Below are 18371 nucleotides of genomic sequence, written 5' to 3' on the forward strand. Positions count from 1 at the left end.
GGTAGATGTCTGTGAAACAGAATTCCGTCAAGAGTTGGATCAAAAGCGGCGCCCCTGGTGTCTGGATGAGCGCCGGCGCGGTGTCCATTGCCGTGATCATGACCCTGGGCCTGTTAATGGTGATTGCCGTCCGTGGCCTGGGTAATTTCTGGCCAGCGGACGTTGTGCTGGCGCAGTACAACGTGCCCGGTCAGGAAAACCATGTCCTGATCGGCGAAGTGGTGCAGAAAGAAGAAGTACCCCGTGCACGGCTCAAAGGCGCAGGCTTGCCGGTGCCGGACGTTGGCCCTGAGTTCATGACCCGTGAGCTGTTCAAGGTGGGGAACCGCGACATCAACCCGAGCGATTTCACTTGGGTAGTCGGTGAGTGGCTGACCGAACAAAGCACGCCCAAAGAAATGATGACTCTGGAACGCCGCGAGTGGGGCAACTTTTACGGTTACCTGGTGAATATCAAGGAGAACGGTAAGGTCATTGCTGAAGGAGACGCGGCCTGGCCAATTCTTCAACAGCGCATCAAGCGCGTTGAACAACTCTCCAATGAGCTGAGCGGTCTTGAGAAGAAAGACATAGGCGCCATTAACCACGGCATCGAACGACTGCGCCTGCACAAACGTAAACTTGAACTCGACGGCAAGCTGGATGCCGCCGCGCAAGCAGACATCGACAGCGAGCGCGCAGAATACGATGCTCAGTACAAACGCATTGAAGGCCGATTGGGCATGCTGCACCAAGCGTTCAACCGCGACAGTCTGACCGCCCGCGATGCCAACGGCAAAGACATTGAAATAAGCGTCGGTAAAGTGGTCCACGCTTACCAACCCAATGCCATGAGTACCGTCAGCAAGCTGGGTTTCTACTTCAAGAAACTTTGGGAGTTTCTCAGCGAAGATCCGCGCGAAGCCAATACCGAAGGCGGGATTTTTCCGGCAATTTTCGGCACAGTGATGATGACTCTGATTATGGCCGTGATCGTCACGCCATTCGGCGTATTGGCGGCGGTTTACCTGCGTGAATACGCAAAACAAGGCCCGGTCACCCGGTTAATTCGAATTGCCGTCAACAACCTCGCTGGGGTGCCAGCCATCGTTTACGGGGTGTTCGGCCTGGGCTTCTTCGTTTATGTTCTAGGCGGCTCGCTCGACAGGCTGTTCTTCCCCGAAGCCTTGCCCGCACCGACGTTCGGTACCCCAGGTTTGCTCTGGGCCTCGTTGACTCTAGCTCTGTTGGCCGTTCCGGTTGTAATCGTTGCCACCGAGGAAGGTTTGGCGCGTATCCCGCGTACGGTTCGCGAGGGATCGTTGGCGCTGGGTGCGACCAAGGCCGAAACGTTATGGAAGATCGTACTGCCCATGGCTAGCCCGGCAATGATGACCGGCCTGATTCTGGCAGTTGCACGTGCTGCGGGTGAGGTTGCCCCGTTGATGCTGGTAGGCGTGGTGAAACTGGCGCCGTCGCTTCCGGTAGACGGCAACTATCCTTATGTACATCTTGATCAGAAAATCATGCATTTGGGCTTCCACATTTACGACGTCGGTTTCCAGAGCCCGAACGTTGAGGCTGCGCGTCCATTGGTTTACGCCACCGCGCTATTGCTAGTGCTGGTCATTGCGTTGCTCAACCTGTCGGCAGTGGCGATGCGCAACCACCTGCGCGAAAAATACAAAGCGCTGGAGAGCTGAACATAAGCCACAAGCGGCGAGCTAAATGCCGCACGTCGTTTTGCGCAACACTTGCAGCCTAGAGCTTGCAGCTACGAACGGAGTGAGATCATGCCACCGAAAGTCCATACCCATGGCGTCAATATGTCGGCTTTGGGGCGCACCAAACAGAGTTTGAGCCTGGCTAATGAATCCGTGGCCATTGAGGTCCCGGGTCTGAACCTGTTCTACGGCGATAAGCAGGCACTGTTCGACGTGGGGATGAACATTCCCAAGCAACGTGTCACCGCTTTTATCGGCCCGTCTGGCTGTGGCAAGTCGACCTTGCTGCGGACCTTTAACCGTATGAACGATCTGGTCGACGGATGCCGAGTAGAGGGTGCAATCAACCTCTATGGACACGATATTTATCGAAAAGGCGAAGACGTTGCCGAGCTGCGTCGTCGCGTTGGTATGGTGTTCCAGAAGCCGAACCCGTTCCCGAAAACTATTTATGAAAACGTCGTCTACGGGTTGCGCATTCAGGGCATCAACAAAAAACGCGTCTTGGATGAAGCCGTTGAATGGGCACTCAAAGGTGCGGCATTGTGGGACGAGGTCAAAGACCGTCTGCACGAGTCGGCACTGGGGCTATCTGGCGGCCAGCAGCAGCGATTAGTAATCGCTCGTACGATTGCGGTGGAGCCTGAAGTATTGTTGCTCGATGAACCGTGTTCGGCCCTCGATCCGATTTCTACGCTGAAAGTTGAAGAGCTGATCTATGAACTGAAATCCAAATACACCATTGTTATCGTCACTCACAACATGCAACAGGCTGCGCGGGTTTCCGATTACACCGCCTTCATGTACATGGGCAAGCTGGTCGAGTTTGGCGACACCGACACGTTGTTCACCAACCCGGCAAAAAAACAGACGGAAGATTACATCACCGGCAGATACGGTTAGGAAGTCAGCGGCGAGCGTCAAGCCGCAAGCTGAACAATCAGAAGCGGCGCTGGTTTTTGGATCACTACATAACTATTTGCAGCTTGAAGCTTGGCGCTTAGAGCTGTCGCGGAGCGACCCCATGATCGATAAAGACAGTCTTACTCACCACATCTCCCAGCAGTTCAATGCTGAACTCGAAGAGGTGCGTAGCCACCTGCTGGCGATGGGCGGCCTGGTGGAAAAGCAGGTCAACGATGCCGTGACGGCTCTGATCGAAGCGGACTCGGGCCTGGCCCAACAGGTTCGTGAGGTCGACGATCAGATTAACCAGATGGAACGCAACATCGACGAAGAGTGCCTGCGTATTTTGGCGCGACGCCAGCCTGCGGCATCGGATCTGCGGTTGATCATCAGTATTTCCAAGTCGGTTATTGATCTGGAGCGTATCGGCGACGAGTCCACGAAAATCGCCAAGCGCGCCATTCTGTTGTGCGAAGAAGGTGAGTCGCCGCGTGGGTATGTCGAGGTGCGACACATCGGCGATCAGGTGCGCAACATGGTTCGTGACGCGCTCGACGCATTTGCCCGTTTCGATGCCGACTTGGCGCTGTCCGTGGCCCAGTACGATAAAACCATCGACCGCGAATACAAAACCGCGTTACGTGAGCTGGTTACCTACATGATGGAAGACCCGCGCTCCATTTCGCGGGTACTGAACGTCATATGGGTACTGCGTTCGCTGGAACGTATCGGTGACCACGCGCGCAATATTTCCGAGCTGGTCATTTATCTCGTACGTGGCACCGATGTACGCCACATCGGCCTAAAGCGCATGAAAGAAGAAGTGCAAGGTATCAGCGGCAAAAACGCTAATGTTTTGGACAAGCCTGACGATAAATAAGACTGCCTGCGAAAAAAACGCCCAGCACGCTGCTGGGCGTTTTTCGTTATAAGCGTTGTATTTTGAAGCCGCCCGCGAACGAAAAGTCCTGGCGTCAAAAATGGACTGAGCAATGGCGATCTGCCAGCGCTATGCTGCCAGGAATTTAAGGAGCGTCGATGAGTAAAGTCAGTGTGTTGGTCGTGGATGACGCGCCGTTTATTCGCGATTTGGTGAAGAAAGGCTTGCGCAATTATTTTCCCGGTATCCATATCGAAGACGCGGTCAACGGACGCAAGGCGCAAACCCTGCTGGAACGTGAGACGTTCGACCTGGTGCTGTGCGATTGGGAAATGCCGGAGATGTCCGGTCTTGAGTTGCTAGCTTGGTGCCGCACGCAGGACAAGCTTAAAGCGATGCCTTTCATCATGGTGACCAGCCGTGGTGACAAGGAAAACGTAGTCCAAGCGATTCAGGCGGGTGTGACCGACTTTATCGGCAAGCCGTTCACCAACGAACAGCTGCTGACCAAAGTTAAAAAAGCCTTGGCCAAGGTCGGCAAGCTCGACACGCTGCTCGCTGGCGCGCCGACCAAGATGAATTCCGCATTCGGTAACGATTCGCTCAGCGCTTTGACTGGCGGCAAAACGGAAGTGGTTCGTCCACCTGCTTCGCCTTCGGTCGCACCGACGAGCCCGGGGTTGCTTAATGCGGTTGCTCGTCCGGCAGCGTCTGCTCCAACGCTGGCTGGTCGTGGCCAAGGTCAATTGCGTCTGCCCAGCGGCAACCAGCAATGCGTGATTAAAGCCTTGAGCCTCAAGGAGGCGCTATTGGTGGTGCGTCGTGGTGATGTCCTGCCACAGATCCTTGACAGCGCAGTGCTAGACCTTGAACAAGGCGAGAATGCTGAAGTCGCGCGCCTCAACGGTTACTTGCACGCCATCGTCGCGTATGAACAAAAGCCAGACAGTGACTGGCTGCAGTTGACGTTCCGTTTCGTCGATCAAGACGCGCAAAAGCTCGATTACGTCTCGCGCCTCATCGCTCGTGGCACCGCACAGAAGCACTTTGTTCCCGGCGGTTGAGAGTACTTTGTGGGAGTGAACTGGTTCGCAAAGAAAGCGAACCAGGCCATCAGCAACCTGTGTCATCGCCATCGCCAACAGTTCGGGCTCACCGCGATTGCCTGGGAGTTGCGTCAGTTACATGACCAGCGGGCTTATCTAGTAACGACTGATTTGATTCAGCGGTGCGCAGCGGTTAGCGAATCGCTGCTACGCTTGCCCTGCCTCCAGCCAACCTGATCAATCACCATGCTTAAACGGCCCCTCTTGCTGTGTGTTCTGCTGCTGACCGCACAAACGGCGTCGGCATTGACCATTTACAAGTTCACCGATGCCAATGGCGTGGTGTCTTTCACCGACAGGCCGACGGCGGGCGCCACGGTGGTGGTACCGCGTGAGCGTATCGTCGAGCACCTGGAACATCAGGTACACCTAGAGACCAGGCGGGACAAGGGCGTGCACAGCCTGTCTGTGCGCAACGATACCTATGCGCCGGTCGAGGTTGAATTGCAGCTCAACGGTCTGAAAAACGTGTTGGGCGCCACCGATAAAGCCATCCATCGAATCGTGCCAGCACGCAGCACGGTTCGCTTTGCGGTGCTGAGCCCGCGGTTACCGGGCAAAGCACTTAGCTACACGCCAAAGCTGCGTTATTCCTTGGGCGATCCGGAGCGTCAGCCCTTCGTTTATAGCTATCCGCTGCCGTGGAAAGGCGGGCCTTTTCGACTAAGTCAGGGGCCCAATGGCAAGTTCAGTCATTTTGGTGCGAAAAGCCGCTATGCAATGGACATCGCCATGCCGGAGGGCACTCAGATTATTGCAGCGCGGGCGGGCACCGTTATAAAAGTTGAAAATGGGCAGTCAGGTCGCGGTTCCGACCCTTCGGGCAACTTTGTGCGAATACTGCACGATGACGGCACTATGGGCGTGTACCTGCACCTGATGCGCGGTTCGGTTAGCGTCACGGAAGGCCAGCGCGTGGTGGTTGGTACTGACTTGGCCAAATCCGGTAACACCGGCAACAGCACCGGACCCCATCTGCACTTCGTCGTACAGCGCAATGTCGGGTTGGGACTGGAATCGATCCCGTATCAATTTGCGGTGCATGTCGCAACCCTGCCCAACTTTGCGTTGGGCGGGAATTGAGCGCGATCCTTGGACAAGCCCCGACAGAGGTTGTTGACTACCCGTTCAATCGATCTTCAGCACCTTGGCCAAGACGATTTTCGGGCCTTTCATCTTTTTGATGATGATGCGCAGGCCTTCAACTTCCAACACTTCTTCTTCGCCGGGAACCCGCTTCAGTGTTTCGTAGATCAAGCCGGCGAGTGTCTCTGCTTCTATGTGATCTAGATCGATGCCCAGCAGGCGCTCGACCTTGAACAGTGGAGTATCCCCTCGTACCAGTAGCTTTCCTGGCTGATAAGCGAGAATGCCGCGCTCAGCTTTGCGGTGTTCATCTTGAATATCACCGACCAATACTTCGAGTACATCTTCCATGGTCAGGTAGCCGATTATGTTGCCGTCAGCCTCCTCAACCAGTGCGAAATGCGAACCGCCTTGGCGAAACTGTTCCAGCAACTTTGACAATGGCATGTGTCTTGAAACGCGTTCCAGCGGCCGGGTTAGCTCTAACAGGTTGAACGATGCAGGCAGGTGATCCAGCGCTGCCAACTCCAATAGCAAATCCTTAATGTGCAGCAGGCCCACAAAGACGCCGCGCTCGGCGTCGTAGACGGGGTAACGGCTGAATTTGTGGCGGCGAAATAGCGCGAGTATTTCCTTTAGCGGTGCGTTGCAGTCCAGAGTGACCAAATCTTCGCGAGAGTTCGCCCAATCTACGACTTCCAACTCCCCCATCTCGACAGCAGAGGCGAGTACCCGCATGCCTTGATCGCTTGGATCCTGGCCGCGACTTGAGTGCAGAATCAGCTTCAATTCTTCACGGTTGTAATGGTGGTCGTGATGCGGGCCAGGCTCTCCCTGACCGGCAATACGCAGAATACCGTTGGCGCTGGCATTGAGCAGATAGATCGCCGGGTACATGCACCAATAGAACAGGTACAGCGGCACGGCCGTCCACAGCGACAGGATCTCTGGTTTACGGATCGCCCAGGATTTAGGCGCCAGTTCACCAACCACAATGTGCAGATACGAGATGATGAAGAATGCGCTGAAAAAGGACGCACCTTTGATTACTTCCTGCGACTGTACGCCGACGGCGTGCAGCACTGGCTGAAGCAAATGTGCAAACGCGGGCTCACCGACCCAGCCCAAGCCTAGTGAGGCAAGGGTGATACCCAACTGACAAGCGGACAGGTATGAGTCCAGCTGGCAGTGGACGGTGCGCAGGATATGCCCGCGCCAACCGTTTTTTTGAGCAATGGATTCGACGCGAGTCGAGCGCAGCTTGACCATGGCGAACTCTGCGGCGACGAAGAAGCCGTTGAGCAGAACCAGAATCATTGCAAAAAGAATCATGCCGAAGTCGGCGAACATCGCGGAGAGGGTGATGCTAGGGGAAGGGTCCATGGTGGAGTTTTAAAGGTTCCGTATCATCTATTGAGTGTGTTGCCGCAGCTAAACCGGCGAATATGAGACCGGCAATGTAGCGGCTACCGGCCAGCTTGACTAGTGGGCTGGTTAAGAATTGATCACTTGAGTGGGCGTGAAATGGCAAGTAAACGTGCAGCCTTTGCCAACTATGCTGATGATTTCCAATGTTCCGCGGTGGCGTAGCAAAACGTGCTTAACAATGGCCAAGCCAAGCCCAGTGCCGCCTGTATTAGAGGCACGACTGGAATCGACGCGGTAGAAACGTTCAGTCAGGCGCGGCAAATGTTTGGTTTCAATTCCCGGTCCCGAATCCTGCACGCTCATGTGTGCGCCCTGTTCGTCATCCCACCAGCGAATGTGAATCGTGCCTTCAGCCGGCGTGTATTTCACCGCATTGAACACCAGATTGGAGAAGGCGCTACGCAGTTCAGGCTCGCTGCCTTTGAGCTTTGCGCTGCTATCGACGGATAACGTGATGTGCTGGTTACGATGCGCAGACAACGCTTCAGCGTCGTTTCGGATACTTTGCAACAACGATGAGACGACAACCGGATGATTATCCGACGGGTAGTCGGTGGCTTCGAGCTTTGCCAGCAGCAGCAGGTCATTGAGCAACGTTTGCATGCGTTCGCCTTGCTGCTGCATTTGTTGCAGCGCTCGAACCCAGCGCGGATTCACGTCCTCAGCGTTGTCAATCAAGGTTTCCAGGTAGCCGCAGATCACCGTCAGCGGCGTACGCAATTCATGGGAAACATTGGCCACAAAGTCTTTGCGCATCTGCTCAAGCTGATGAATACGGGTAACGTCGCGCACCAGCATCAAGTGTTCGTTATTGCCGTAGCGGGTGATCAGTAACTGCACGCGCACCCTGTCGTTGATCGGCGAGGGAATCTCTAGCGGTTCGACGTAGTTGTTCTGTTCGAAATACTCTTTGAAGCGCGGATGGCGTACCAAGTTGGTTACAGGTTGACCACTGTCCTGTGGCGATTTAAGGCCTAGCAAGGTTTCTGCTGCGCGATTCCACCATTCCAGATTCCCGTCACTGTCGAGCATGATCACAGCGTCTTTAAGCGCGGCTGTTGATTCTTGGACGCGATCAATCACCGCTTGCAGACGGCCACGCACGCGTTGGTCACGGCGTTGCAGGTGGTAGATGCTATCGAACACGTCGCCCCACAAGCCGAAACCGTCCGGCGGCGGTTCATCGGGTTGATGCTCACGGAGCCAATCGTGCATGCGCAGCAGTTGCTTTAGCGTCCAGGCGAGGTAAATGCCAAGGCCAACCGCCATGCTCCAGCCGAAATAACCGGTGATCAATCCAACCGACAGACAGGCGGTGACCAACAGCAGCAGGTGGCGGATCAGCGTACCGTGCCAGTTTTGATTCAATTCAAACGCATCCTAGTCGAGTAAACGTCATCATGCTTCCAGCATGCAAAGCGCAAAAACGACGTTTAACTCTTTGTGGAAAAACGGTAGCCCGTGCCGCGCACGGTTTGTACCAGATTTTCGTATGTGTCGCCGAGGGCTTTACGCAGGCGCCGGATGTGTACATCCACTGTGCGTTCTTCGACATAGACGTTGCCGCCCCACACTTGGTCAAGCAGTTGGCCACGGGTATAAGCACGTTCTTGATGGGTCATGAAAAATTGCAGTAGTCGGTATTCAGTCGGGCCCATTTCTGCGGGCTTACCATCAATGGTGACGCGATGGCTGATGGGGTCGAGTAAGAGACCGCCGACTTCGATCGGTGCCTCGCCATCCGTCGGCCCCGCTCGGCGCAATACGGCCTTCAGGCGTGCGACCAGTTCACGTGGCGAAAATGGTTTGGTGATGTAGTCGTCAGCGCCAACTTCGAGACCTTGGATCTTATTGTCTTCTTCGCCCTTGGCAGTGAGCATGATGATCGGAATGTCGCCAGTCAGTTCGTCACGCTTGAGGCGACGAGCCAGTTCGATTCCGGAAGTACCAGGCAGCATCCAGTCGAGCAGGATCAAGTCCGGTTTACGGTCAACGATGATTGCATGGGCCTGCTGAGAGTTTTCTGCTTCCATGCAGTCATAGCCGGCCATTTCTAATGCAACGGCGATCATTTCGCGAATAGGCGCTTCGTCGTCAACGATCAGAATACTCCTGCCAGCCATGCTCAATCCTCTTGTCATTTAACTGTCTTGGAGCGCATTAGATAACGGAATTATTGCAGTCGTGTGACAGCTTGGGTGGTCACTGGCTTCACTGCCCGCTCTAGGTCTAAGCTTAGGCTCCGACTTAAAGCAAATAAGAGGACGTATCCGATGACTAATATTTCTAAGACCTTGCTCGGCTTGTTCACCGTGGCAGCCTTGGCTACTTCGGGAATGGCGTTTGCTATGGACCCTGCCATGATGAAAGGCGGGATGATGGTCGATCAGAAGGGCATGACGCTTTATACCTTCGACAAGGACACCATGGCGGGTAAATCCATGTGTAATGACAAATGCGCTGAAAACTGGCCGCCGTTAATGGCTCCGGCCGATGGTAAAGCCATGGGTAAGTGGTCAATGGTCAAACGTGATGACGGTAAAATGCAATGGGCCTTTGATGGCAAGCCGCTCTACACTTTCAAGATGGACAAAAAAGCGGGTGACATGATGGGTGATGGCAAGGGTAACGTTTGGCACATGGTCAAATAACCCAAACCTATGCAACGCGGCGACCGTCAGCGTGGTGCTGACGGTCAGCGCAGCGCGTAGTCTGCAACGATGCCCAGGAAAATCGCTAGTCCGGCCCAATGGTTATGCAAAAAAGCCTTGAGGCAGCGTTGCGGCTCACGGTTGCGCGTGTACCAGAACTCCCAGGCGAAGCACGCGGCGGCCACCAGCAGTCCCAGGTGAAAATAGGTTCCCAGCTCGAAGCGTGATCCGGCCAGCAGCAGACAGCCTAACGCCAGCGCTTGCAGCGTCAGGATAATCACCCGGTCAGCGTCACCAAACAGCACGGCTGTAGATTTGACGCCGATTTTCAAGTCGTCTTCGCGGTCTGTCATTGCGTAGTAGGTGTCGTAGCCCACCGTCCACAGCAGGTTAGCGATGTAGAGCAACCACGCTGCTGCGGGTAGGTCGCCGGTCTGGGCGGTAAAGGCCATCGGCATCCCCCACGAAAACGCCGCGCCCAGCACCACTTGCGGGTAATAGGTGTAGCGCTTCATGAAGGGGTAACTGGCCGCCAGCAGCAGGCCGCCAAACGACAGCCAGACTGTTATCGAATTGGTGAGCAACACTAACAGAAAGCTCAAACCCACCAGTACCGCGAACAACACCAATGCCTCCCGAGAGCTGACTTTTCCGCTGACTAATGGACGCTGTTCCGTACGTTTGACGTGACCATCGACCTTGCGGTCAGCGAAGTCATTGATCACGCAGCCCGCAGCGCGCATCAAAAACACCCCTCCGACAAAGATCAGCAGATTGCCAACCGACGGCACGCCTTTAGCGGCAATCCACAGCGCCCACAACGTCGGCCATAGCAGTAAATAAATGCCGATGGGTTTGTCGATACGGGTCAATTGAACAAAGTCCCACACCCGAGGGTTAAGGCGATTTAGGGACTTAAGCAAGCTCACGTACATCAATGACGCTCCGTTACAGCGGTGCCGGTAGTTCCGACCGCGCGCCAAAAGTTCGGCAGGAAGACTTCCGCCACCAACAGATTTAACGCTCCCCGGCTAAAGCAAGAGCGCCGCCCCCATAAACCGTTGGCGGTGTCCTCGATGGGCAACCATTCGACTGGATAGCGACAGACTCCAAGTGGGCCACGTTCGAACGCTTCGTCGCAAAACAGTAATTCGCCAAGGGAGCGGGTGCCCAGTTCGTCCATGTTCAAACCGCCTTGTTGCAGGGCACTTTGGGCCGCTACGCTACGGGCAAACACCCACTTCTGGCCGTTGCCCCGCAGATACACCTCCCGTACCCAGCCGATACTCTGGTCGGGCAGCGACAGCGCAGCGCATTCGTCGGGGCGCAAGACTTGCCATCCTTCTAACAATGGCAAAATGCTGAAACCATTGGCCGACTGACGCGTCAGACGACGAGTCAGGGAGTCCTGATTGAATAGCCAATCGAGCACAACAGGCTCGGGCAACTCCATTAGTTGATGTTGCTGACGCCAGTCAGAAGCAACGAGAAGAGTATTTTGTTGGGGCACGGTGGGTAATTATTGGCAACAATCGAGGCGAAGAGCTTAGCATGTTTGATTGCTGGGTCTGAGCCTGCGGTGCAACCCGCCTACATAGATCCCGCTTGCATCTGAGCGCGTCGATCAGTACAAACGCCCTAAGCTTGGCGGCAATTACTTTACTTAAAGACTACTTTGGCCATGAAAGCCTGAGAACCGAGAGAATATACGATGAAGAAGAAGTGGCAATGCATTGTTTGTGGTTTGATTTATAACGAAGCCGATGGCTGGCCGGACGACGGGATTGCGCCAGGGACGTTGTGGCAGGACGTGCCTGCGGATTGGCTGTGCCCGGACTGTGGCGTTGGCAAAATGGATTTTGAAATGATCGAAATCGGCTGATAGCTGTTCGATTCTCTATGCAATGCACTTCAATCGGGAAAACGTAATGAACGCACCTGTCGTGATCGTCGGCACTGGCTTGGCTGGGTATAACCTGGCCAGGGAGTTTCGCAAACTGGATAGCGAAACACCGCTGCTGCTCATTACTGCGGATGACGGGCGTTCTTACTCCAAACCGATGCTTTCTACCGGTTTTGGCAAAAACAAAGAAGCTGATGGTTTTAGCATGGCAGAACCCGGCGCAATGGCTGAGCAACTAAAGGCCGAAGTGCGAACCCACACCCGTGTGACTGGCATCGACCCCGGTCACAAGCGATTGTGGATAGGCGAGGAGGCGGTGTATTACCGCGACTTGATCCTGGCGTGGGGCGCTGAAACAGTGCGGGTTCCTGTTGACGGCGATGCTGGTGAGTCGATTTTCCCAATCAATGACCTGGAGGATTACGCGCGTTTTCGTACAGCGGCAGCGGGCAAGCGCCGGGTAGTGATTTTGGGCGCCGGGTTGATTGGCTGTGAATTTGCTAATGACCTTATTCTGGGCGGTTATGAGGTTGAACTGGTGGCGCCGTGCGAGCAGGTGATGCCGACCCTGCTCCATCCGGCTGCCGCCGCTGCCGTGCAAGCGGGTTTGGAAGGCTTGGGGGCTCGCTTCCACCTTGGCCCCGTGCTGGCTCGACTCTTACGCACAGAGCAAGGGCTTGAGGCGCATTTGTCGGACGGCGAGGTATTGCCCTGTGACCTAGTGATCTCAGCTATAGGTTTGCGTCCACGTATCGACTTGGCAGCGGCGGCCGGTTTGCAAACTGATCGCGGGGTGACCGTTGATCGTCACCTGAAGACTTCTCACGCCAACATTTATGCGCTGGGTGACTGTGCTCAAGTTGATGGCTTGAATCTGCTGTACGTCATGCCATTGATGAGCTGTGCCCGAGCCCTGGCCCAAACGCTTTCGGGCAACGCGACGGCGGTTAGCTATGGTCCGATGCCTATTACGGTAAAAACGCCAGTATGCCCGTTAGTGGTTTCGCCTCCTCCTCGCGGCATAGACGGCGTCTGGACAGTGGAAGGGCGGGGTGCCGATATCAAAGCGCTTTGCCATGACGTTGACGGTAAGTTGCTCGGTTATGCATTGACCGGCACGGCTGTAACGGAAAAATTGGCGTTTAATAAAGTTCTACCTCCACTGTTGGCATAAATACCAGTCGTTCTGTCGGATAAGCCACGGTATCGGCGCGATAAACGTCGCGTCCAGGGTGGCGCGGGTATCAGCAGCATGCCATTCTCATTCCCGTCTGCCGCACCGTAGAGCAGTTGCGGCACTTTGGTCGCCGTTCGGGAAGAACGGCACGGACATAACAACAAAAATCCAAACCGTCAAAGAGGCTTTATATGCGTAAACCAGAACTCGCAGCCGCTATCGCTGAAAAAGCAGATCTAACCAAGGAACAAGCGAACCGCGTTCTTAACGCCGTTCTTGAGGAAATCACGGGTGCCTTACATCGTAAGGACAGCGTAACGCTGGTCGGCTTCGGTACTTTCTTGCAACGACACCGTGGTGCTCGTACCGGCAAAAATCCGCAGACGGGTGAGCCAGTCAAAATAAAGGCAAGTAACACCGTGGCCTTTAAACCCGGAAAGTCCTTGAAAGACAGCGTTAATCCGTAATCTGTCTGACGCCTTAGCGGGAGGCGGATAGCAGCAAAAAATGGGCACGCCGACTCGATCGGGTGCCCTTTTTTATGCGTACACTGCAGCGTTCGCCGCTTTGAATAAACGGTTTTTTACTGAGGTTGTGCAATGAAGTTTCGTTTTCTTTTATGGATGCTCGGCCTGTTGATGGCTAAGGCCAGTCGCAATAATCCGGCTTTTCAAAGTCAGTTGGCCGGTAAAGAGCTGACCTTTCAGCTGGATACCTTTGACGGCAAGATTGCTCGGCATTTCATCGTTAGCGGACAGCGCCTTGTCAGTAAACCAGGAGTGGTTGCCGAGCCGGCGTTCGCGATTTCTTTCAAGGATGCGGCATTTGGTTTCGCCACGATGCAGGCCAAGAACAAGCAATTGGCATTTATGCAGGGCATTCAAAACAAAGATATTTTGATAAAGGGCAACCCTGGATTGGTTATCTGGTTCCAAGGTTTGACCAAATATTTGAAGCCGAAGAAAAAGACGGTTTAGCAGCGAACACATTTTGCTGACATTTCAGTGCTGCTACTGATTGAACTGCGACGCCAGTTCGCGCAGCAGCACTTCGGCCTCCAGCACTTTTTGCACTGACTCTTCGGCTTTTTCCCGCGACAGACCCAAACGTGTGAATAGCTCATCTGGAATGTTTTCTTGCGGCCCAGAGCCGATGCCGTGTTTGCGCAGTAATCGGACTGTCAGGCACACCAAATTTGCGTACTCGCAGTGAGCGCCTGCATAACTTGGATCATGCTGGAAGCGCAATGCTATTGCCAATTCTTCAGGCATGTCCCAATAGCGCATCAGCCAGGCGCCAATTTGTTCACGGCTAATGCCGAGCAGATGCTGTTCGACATAGCTGTGGCACAAGTGTGGGTTGACTTCCAGATGACGGCAAATCAGTGAGAAATGCGGTGGGAACACGTGAGCCAAGAGCAGGTAACCGAAGTTGTGCAGCAGGCCTGCCAGGTAGGTCAACCCAGCTTCCGGGCGTTGAGCTCGGGGCATAGCGCGGGTTAGGCCCTCGATTACGGCGGCAGTGTAAATCGACTGTTGCCAATACGGCGTAGTCTGTTGGGGGTGATCTTTGGGCAAGCTCAGAGTTTTGCCCAACGCCAGGCCCAACGCCAGATTGATTACCAGATCAAAACCCAGCACGCGAACAATGGCGTCTTCCACCGAGCGAATTTTGCCAGGAGACGCGTAATAAGGTGATGCCGCCCAACTGACAACCTGGGCAGCCAGCGCCGGGTCAGTCTCGACCACGCCGGTTATGTCATCGATGGTGGCGTTGGGATCGACGCGCAATTTGATGATCTTTTGTGCAGTTTCCGCCAGAGGCGGTATCTCCAGCGTGGCTTCCAGACGCTGCTGAATACGGCGCGCTGTGAACGCATGCATCGCTTGAATGATTTCTTCGCGGTCATCGTCCGGGCGATCCAGGTTCGGACGGATCGTGATCAGGGGCTCGCCGAAATTCGCGGCGCTGGCTTTGCTCACCATACCTTTGAAGTCTTCGCAAGAAATCTCCAGGAGCACCCCCGTCTCGCCGGAGTTGATCAGCAACGTGGGTTCTTGTAGCAGCCGTTCCTCATACAGACACGGCGAGCCATTCAGCCCTGGCAGGCCGGGCAACAGGCTACGGTTGCTTTTGCCGAGCAAGCGCACAAGGCGCTCTTCATTCATGGCGCTGAGCTTGCGCCCCGTCAATTCGGCCAAGCGATTGAGGTCGAGTAAATGACTCTGTGGGAATAACACCAACAGCGGGCCCACAGCATCGTCGACTAATATCGCCTGAAGTTTTCTAGATGCAGGGAGACTATTGTCATCAATGACTTCGCTGTATCCGATGGCAAGTTTGTCCAGCAACAACCGGATGACAGAGGGGGCGAGCGGGATTGCATCGGCGAAGGCAACTTCTGTCATGGTCCGTATCCAAATTCTTACAATCGAAGGAGTATAACCAGCCTGATTATTTCTGCATTGTTATTGGCGGATGACTCTTAAACTTGCCCATATTGCTGCCCATGACGCAGCCAGCGATCCAGCAGCGGGCTTACATGGTTGGGCCAACGTTCTAGAAGCGCTTGCGCGGCATCACGAACGGCGGGCAATAGATCGGCGTCACGCATCAGGTCTGCAACTTTGAACTGCAACAAACCGGTCTGTCGCGTGCCGAGCATTTCGCCCGGACCACGAAGTTCTAAATCTTTTTCAGCGATGATGAAACCATCATTCGTCTCGCGCATGATGCCTAGGCGTTGACGCCCTATCTGTGACAATGGCGGATGATAGAGCAGTACACAGTGGCTTGCTGCGGTGCCTCGGCCAACACGCCCGCGCAATTGGTGTAATTGTGCCAAGCCAAGGCGTTCAGGATTTTCGATAATCATCAAACTGGCGTTGGGCACATCGACGCCTACTTCGATCACCGTAGTAGCAACCAACAACTGTATTGCGCCTTGCTTGAACTCGGCCATGACCGCTGCTTTATCCGCAGATTTCATGCGGCCATGGACCAGGCCTACGCGTAGCTCACCCAAGGCGCTGGTCAGCTCTTGAAAGGAGGTTTCTGCCGCCTGACAGGTCAGTTCCTCGGACTCTTCAATTAGCGTACACACCCAATAAGCTTGGCGTCCTTCGGCGCAGGCCGCACGAACGCGCTCAACCACTTCGACACGGCGTGTATCAACCACCAGCACGGTATTAACCGGCGTTCGGCCCGGCGGAAGCTCATCCAGGATCGACGTGTCGAGGTCGGCGTAGGCGCTCATGGCCAAGGTCCGCGGAATGGGCGTCGCGGTCATGATCAATTGATGGGGGCACATCAACCCGCCGACGCCTTTTTTGCGCAGGGCCAGACGCTGCTGTACGCCAAAGCGATGCTGTTCATCAATGACCACCAACGCCAGGTTCTTGAACTGCACTTCATCCTGAAACAACGCATGAGTGCCCACGACCATTGGCGTGCCCGTGGCGATTTGCTCCAACGCGGCGATCCGCGCCTTGCCTTTGAGCTTGCCCGCGAGCCAAGCGACATCAATGCCCAGCGGCTCTAGCCAACGCTTGAAATTGACATAGTGCTGTTCGGCAAGAATCTCGGTGGGGGCCATCAGCGCCACTTGATACCCGGCTTCAAGTGCCTGCAAGGCGGCCAAAGCGGCCACCACGGTCTTACCGGCGCCTACGTCGCCCTGAATCAGGCGCAGCATCGGTTCCGGCTGGCTGAGGTCGTAAGCCACTTCCTTGCCCACTCGCTGCTGTGCGCCGGTTGGGGCGAAGCCGAGGTTGGCGAGAAATTGTGCGGGTAGTCGTTTCGCGATGGGTAGGGCCGGTGCGCGCTGGGAGCGAAGGCTTTCACGCAGGCGTTGCTGCGAGAGCTGATGAGTCAACAGTTCCTCAAAAGCCAGGCGGTGTTGAGCCCAGTGATGGCCCAAGGCAAGTTCTTCGAGGTCGGCATCCGCAGGCGGGTGATGCAAATAACGAATGGCCTCGTCCAGCGGGGCCAGTTTGTAGTCGCGTGCCAGTTCTTCAGGCAGCCAATCGGGCAGGCTCTTGGGGCCTAGCAGTGCAAGACTTTGTTGGCACAACTGGCGCAACCGCTGCTGGGTCAGTCCTTCTGTGCTCGGATAGATCGGGGTGAGGGTCTGCTCAACCGGGAGCGGTTCGGCGCCTGCCAACGCACGGTATTCCGGATGGTAGATTTCCAACCCGGATGCGCCAGGCCGGGCTTCACCGAAGCAGCGTAAATGAGAGCCGCGTTTCATGCCGTCTTTCTGCGCGTTGCTGAAATGATAGAAGCGCAAGCTGACGACACCGGTGCCGTCGCCGAGTCGCACCAATAGGCTGCGCCGCTTGCCCATTACCACATCGGCTCCGCTGACTACGCCTTCGATTACCGCGTCCTGTCCCGGACGTAATTGGCCAATTGGCACAACGCGGGTTCGATCTTGATAACGCAATGGCAAATGAAACAAGACGTCCTGAAGGTTTTCAAGGCCAACCTTGCTCAATTTTTCAGCCATGGCATCGCCGACGCCCTTCAGCGCCGTGACGGAGACTTTTGACAGCTCGCTCATGATGGAACTTAGCTCGCTTCAACTTTCGGGCGAGCCACTGAACACAAACGCACGGAATCCGCGAGGATCTCGATCGCTTTAGGGCGAGGGAAGCTTGCACGCCAAGCAATCGCCACTGTACGGAATGGCACTGGAGGCGTGAGAGGACGAACTTCGATGATTCCGGCTGCGTAATGGTGACTGTCGACGGCCGACATCGGCAGAATCGAAATGCCCAGGCCCGACGCTACCATGTGCCGAATAGTTTCCAGAGAGCTGGACTCGACTGTGGTGTGTCGTGCGCCTTCGCTACCCTTTACCAGCGTCGGACAGGCCTCTAACACTTGGTCTCGGAAGCAGTGACCTTCGCCGAGCAGCAGCAGACTTTTGTCGTTCAGAGCCGAGGCATCAATGGTTTCTTTTTTGGTCCACGGATGATTTGCCGGCATCAGAACATAAAACGGTTCGTCGTACAGCGGCAGAGTCAGAACGTCTGCTTCGTTGAACGGCAGCGCAATGATAATCGCGTCAAGTTCACCGTTGCGCAGTTTGTCGCGCAGCACGTGGGTGAAATTTTCTTCGATGTACAACGGCATTTGCGGGGCGACCCGGTGCAGCTGCGGAATCAAGTGCGGGAACAGGTACGGACCGACGGTATAGATCGCCCCGACTTTGAGCGGTGCAACCAGCTGGTTTTTACCGGCTTGCGCGAGTTCTCGAATGCCTTGAGCTTGCTCAAGCACCTTCTGAGCTTGAGCAACAATGCCTTCGCCAACAGGCGTTAAGCGCACGGCACTCTTGCTGCGCTCGAAAATCAGCACGCCAAGTTCATCTTCAAGTTTTTTCACGCCCACAGACAACGTCGGCTGACTGACGTGACAACGTTCGGCCGCATGACCGAAATGTTGTTCTTGGGCGAGCGTAACGATATATCGCAGTTCTGTAAGGGTCATAGCGTGCGTCCATGAAGTTGCGAGCCCAGCATAGCGGC

Annotated in this window: 18 protein-coding genes; 10 read left to right on the forward strand and 8 right to left on the reverse strand. The window is 55.3% G+C overall.

Translation table 11 applies throughout. The features are described 5' to 3' along the window. The first annotated feature begins 5 nt into the window (after window positions 1-5). The 5 genes from pstA (at window position 6) to RGW60_RS19475 (ending at window position 5678) form a co-directional block, all read left to right on the forward strand. Entirely contained in the window at window positions 6-1682 is a 1677-nt protein-coding gene (gene pstA, locus RGW60_RS19455; protein ID WP_322206106.1) for a phosphate ABC transporter permease PstA, read from the forward strand. 90 nt (window positions 1683-1772) lie between these two features. Beyond that, window positions 1773-2606 (forward strand): phosphate ABC transporter ATP-binding protein PstB, encoded by an 834-nt coding sequence (gene pstB / locus RGW60_RS19460; protein WP_322206107.1) that lies wholly within the window; start codon window positions 1773-1775, stop codon window positions 2604-2606. Between the two features lie 121 nt (window positions 2607-2727). Then, window positions 2728-3489, forward strand: a complete 762-nt coding sequence (gene phoU, locus RGW60_RS19465) for a phosphate signaling complex protein PhoU (protein WP_322166698.1) — start codon at window positions 2728-2730, stop codon at window positions 3487-3489. A gap of 158 nt (window positions 3490-3647) precedes the next feature. Further along, complete coding sequence (locus RGW60_RS19470; protein ID WP_322206108.1) at window positions 3648-4553, forward strand: response regulator; 906 nt, start codon at window positions 3648-3650, stop codon at window positions 4551-4553. 228 nt (window positions 4554-4781) lie between these two features. After that, window positions 4782-5678, forward strand: a complete 897-nt coding sequence (locus tag RGW60_RS19475) for a peptidoglycan DD-metalloendopeptidase family protein (RefSeq protein WP_322206109.1) — start codon at window positions 4782-4784, stop codon at window positions 5676-5678. A gap of 45 nt (window positions 5679-5723) precedes the next feature. Here the strand turns inward: RGW60_RS19475 and RGW60_RS19480 are convergent, their stop codons facing one another. The 3 genes from RGW60_RS19480 to phoB form a co-directional block, all read right to left on the reverse strand. After that, window positions 5724-7064 carry a hemolysin family protein gene (locus RGW60_RS19480; RefSeq protein ID WP_322206110.1) on the reverse strand — a complete coding sequence of 447 codons (1341 nt, stop codon included), beginning with the start codon at window positions 7062-7064 and terminating at the stop codon, window positions 5724-5726. Between the two features lie 111 nt (window positions 7065-7175). Continuing rightward, the gene (gene phoR / locus RGW60_RS19485; protein WP_322206111.1) at window positions 7176-8477 is read right to left on the reverse strand and encodes a phosphate regulon sensor histidine kinase PhoR; all 1302 of its coding nucleotides are present in this window, start codon (window positions 8475-8477) and stop codon (window positions 7176-7178) included. A 65-nt stretch (window positions 8478-8542) separates the two neighbouring features. Further along, on the reverse strand, window positions 8543-9232 hold the full coding sequence (gene phoB / locus RGW60_RS19490; RefSeq protein WP_322206112.1) for a phosphate regulon transcriptional regulator PhoB: 690 nt from the start codon (window positions 9230-9232) through the stop codon (window positions 8543-8545). Window positions 9233-9382: 150 nt separating this feature from the next. On the opposite strand from phoB, the gene RGW60_RS19495 reads away from it, so the two are divergent. Beyond that, entirely contained in the window at window positions 9383-9760 is a 378-nt protein-coding gene (locus tag RGW60_RS19495; RefSeq protein WP_322206113.1) for a hypothetical protein, read from the forward strand. A gap of 44 nt (window positions 9761-9804) precedes the next feature. On the opposite strand, the gene ubiA is transcribed toward RGW60_RS19495, so the two are convergent. Together ubiA and RGW60_RS19505 are read right to left on the reverse strand one after the other, a co-directional pair. Beyond that, complete coding sequence (gene ubiA / locus RGW60_RS19500; RefSeq protein ID WP_322206114.1) at window positions 9805-10695, reverse strand: 4-hydroxybenzoate octaprenyltransferase; 891 nt, start codon at window positions 10693-10695, stop codon at window positions 9805-9807. After that, the gene (locus tag RGW60_RS19505) at window positions 10695-11270 is read right to left on the reverse strand and encodes a chorismate--pyruvate lyase family protein (RefSeq protein ID WP_322206115.1); all 576 of its coding nucleotides are present in this window, start codon (window positions 11268-11270) and stop codon (window positions 10695-10697) included. Before RGW60_RS19505 ends, ubiA begins: the two co-directional genes overlap by 1 nt. Before the next feature lie 201 nt (window positions 11271-11471). Between RGW60_RS19505 and RGW60_RS19510 the strand changes: the two genes are divergently transcribed. From RGW60_RS19510 to RGW60_RS19525, 4 genes are all read left to right on the forward strand, one after another. Further along, window positions 11472-11642: a rubredoxin gene (locus RGW60_RS19510; protein ID WP_322206116.1), complete on the forward strand. Its 171-nt coding sequence runs from the start codon at window positions 11472-11474 to the stop codon at window positions 11640-11642. 46 nt (window positions 11643-11688) lie between these two features. Further along, window positions 11689-12837, forward strand: coding sequence for an NAD(P)/FAD-dependent oxidoreductase (locus RGW60_RS19515; RefSeq protein WP_322206117.1), 1149 nt, complete (start codon window positions 11689-11691; stop codon window positions 12835-12837). Window positions 12838-13031: 194 nt separating this feature from the next. Then, window positions 13032-13307: an HU family DNA-binding protein gene (locus RGW60_RS19520; protein WP_003213368.1), complete on the forward strand. Its 276-nt coding sequence runs from the start codon at window positions 13032-13034 to the stop codon at window positions 13305-13307. Between the two features lie 132 nt (window positions 13308-13439). Beyond that, the gene (locus tag RGW60_RS19525; protein WP_322206118.1) at window positions 13440-13817 is read left to right on the forward strand and encodes a helicase; all 378 of its coding nucleotides are present in this window, start codon (window positions 13440-13442) and stop codon (window positions 13815-13817) included. A 33-nt stretch (window positions 13818-13850) separates the two neighbouring features. Here the strand turns inward: RGW60_RS19525 and RGW60_RS19530 are convergent, their stop codons facing one another. From RGW60_RS19530 to RGW60_RS19540, 3 genes are all read right to left on the reverse strand, one after another. Next, complete coding sequence (locus RGW60_RS19530) at window positions 13851-15248, reverse strand: aminoacyl-tRNA deacylase and HDOD domain-containing protein (RefSeq protein ID WP_322206119.1); 1398 nt, start codon at window positions 15246-15248, stop codon at window positions 13851-13853. 77 nt (window positions 15249-15325) lie between these two features. Continuing rightward, window positions 15326-17401 (reverse strand): ATP-dependent DNA helicase RecG, encoded by a 2076-nt coding sequence (recG, locus tag RGW60_RS19535; RefSeq protein WP_322206120.1) that lies wholly within the window; start codon window positions 17399-17401, stop codon window positions 15326-15328. A gap of 8 nt (window positions 17402-17409) precedes the next feature. Further along, complete coding sequence (locus RGW60_RS19540) at window positions 17410-18333, reverse strand: hydrogen peroxide-inducible genes activator (protein WP_322206121.1); 924 nt, start codon at window positions 18331-18333, stop codon at window positions 17410-17412. Window positions 18334-18371 lie beyond the last annotated feature (38 nt).

Source organism: Pseudomonas sp. AB6 (genome assembly GCF_034314105.1).
Lineage (GTDB): Bacteria > Pseudomonadota > Gammaproteobacteria > Pseudomonadales > Pseudomonadaceae > Aquipseudomonas.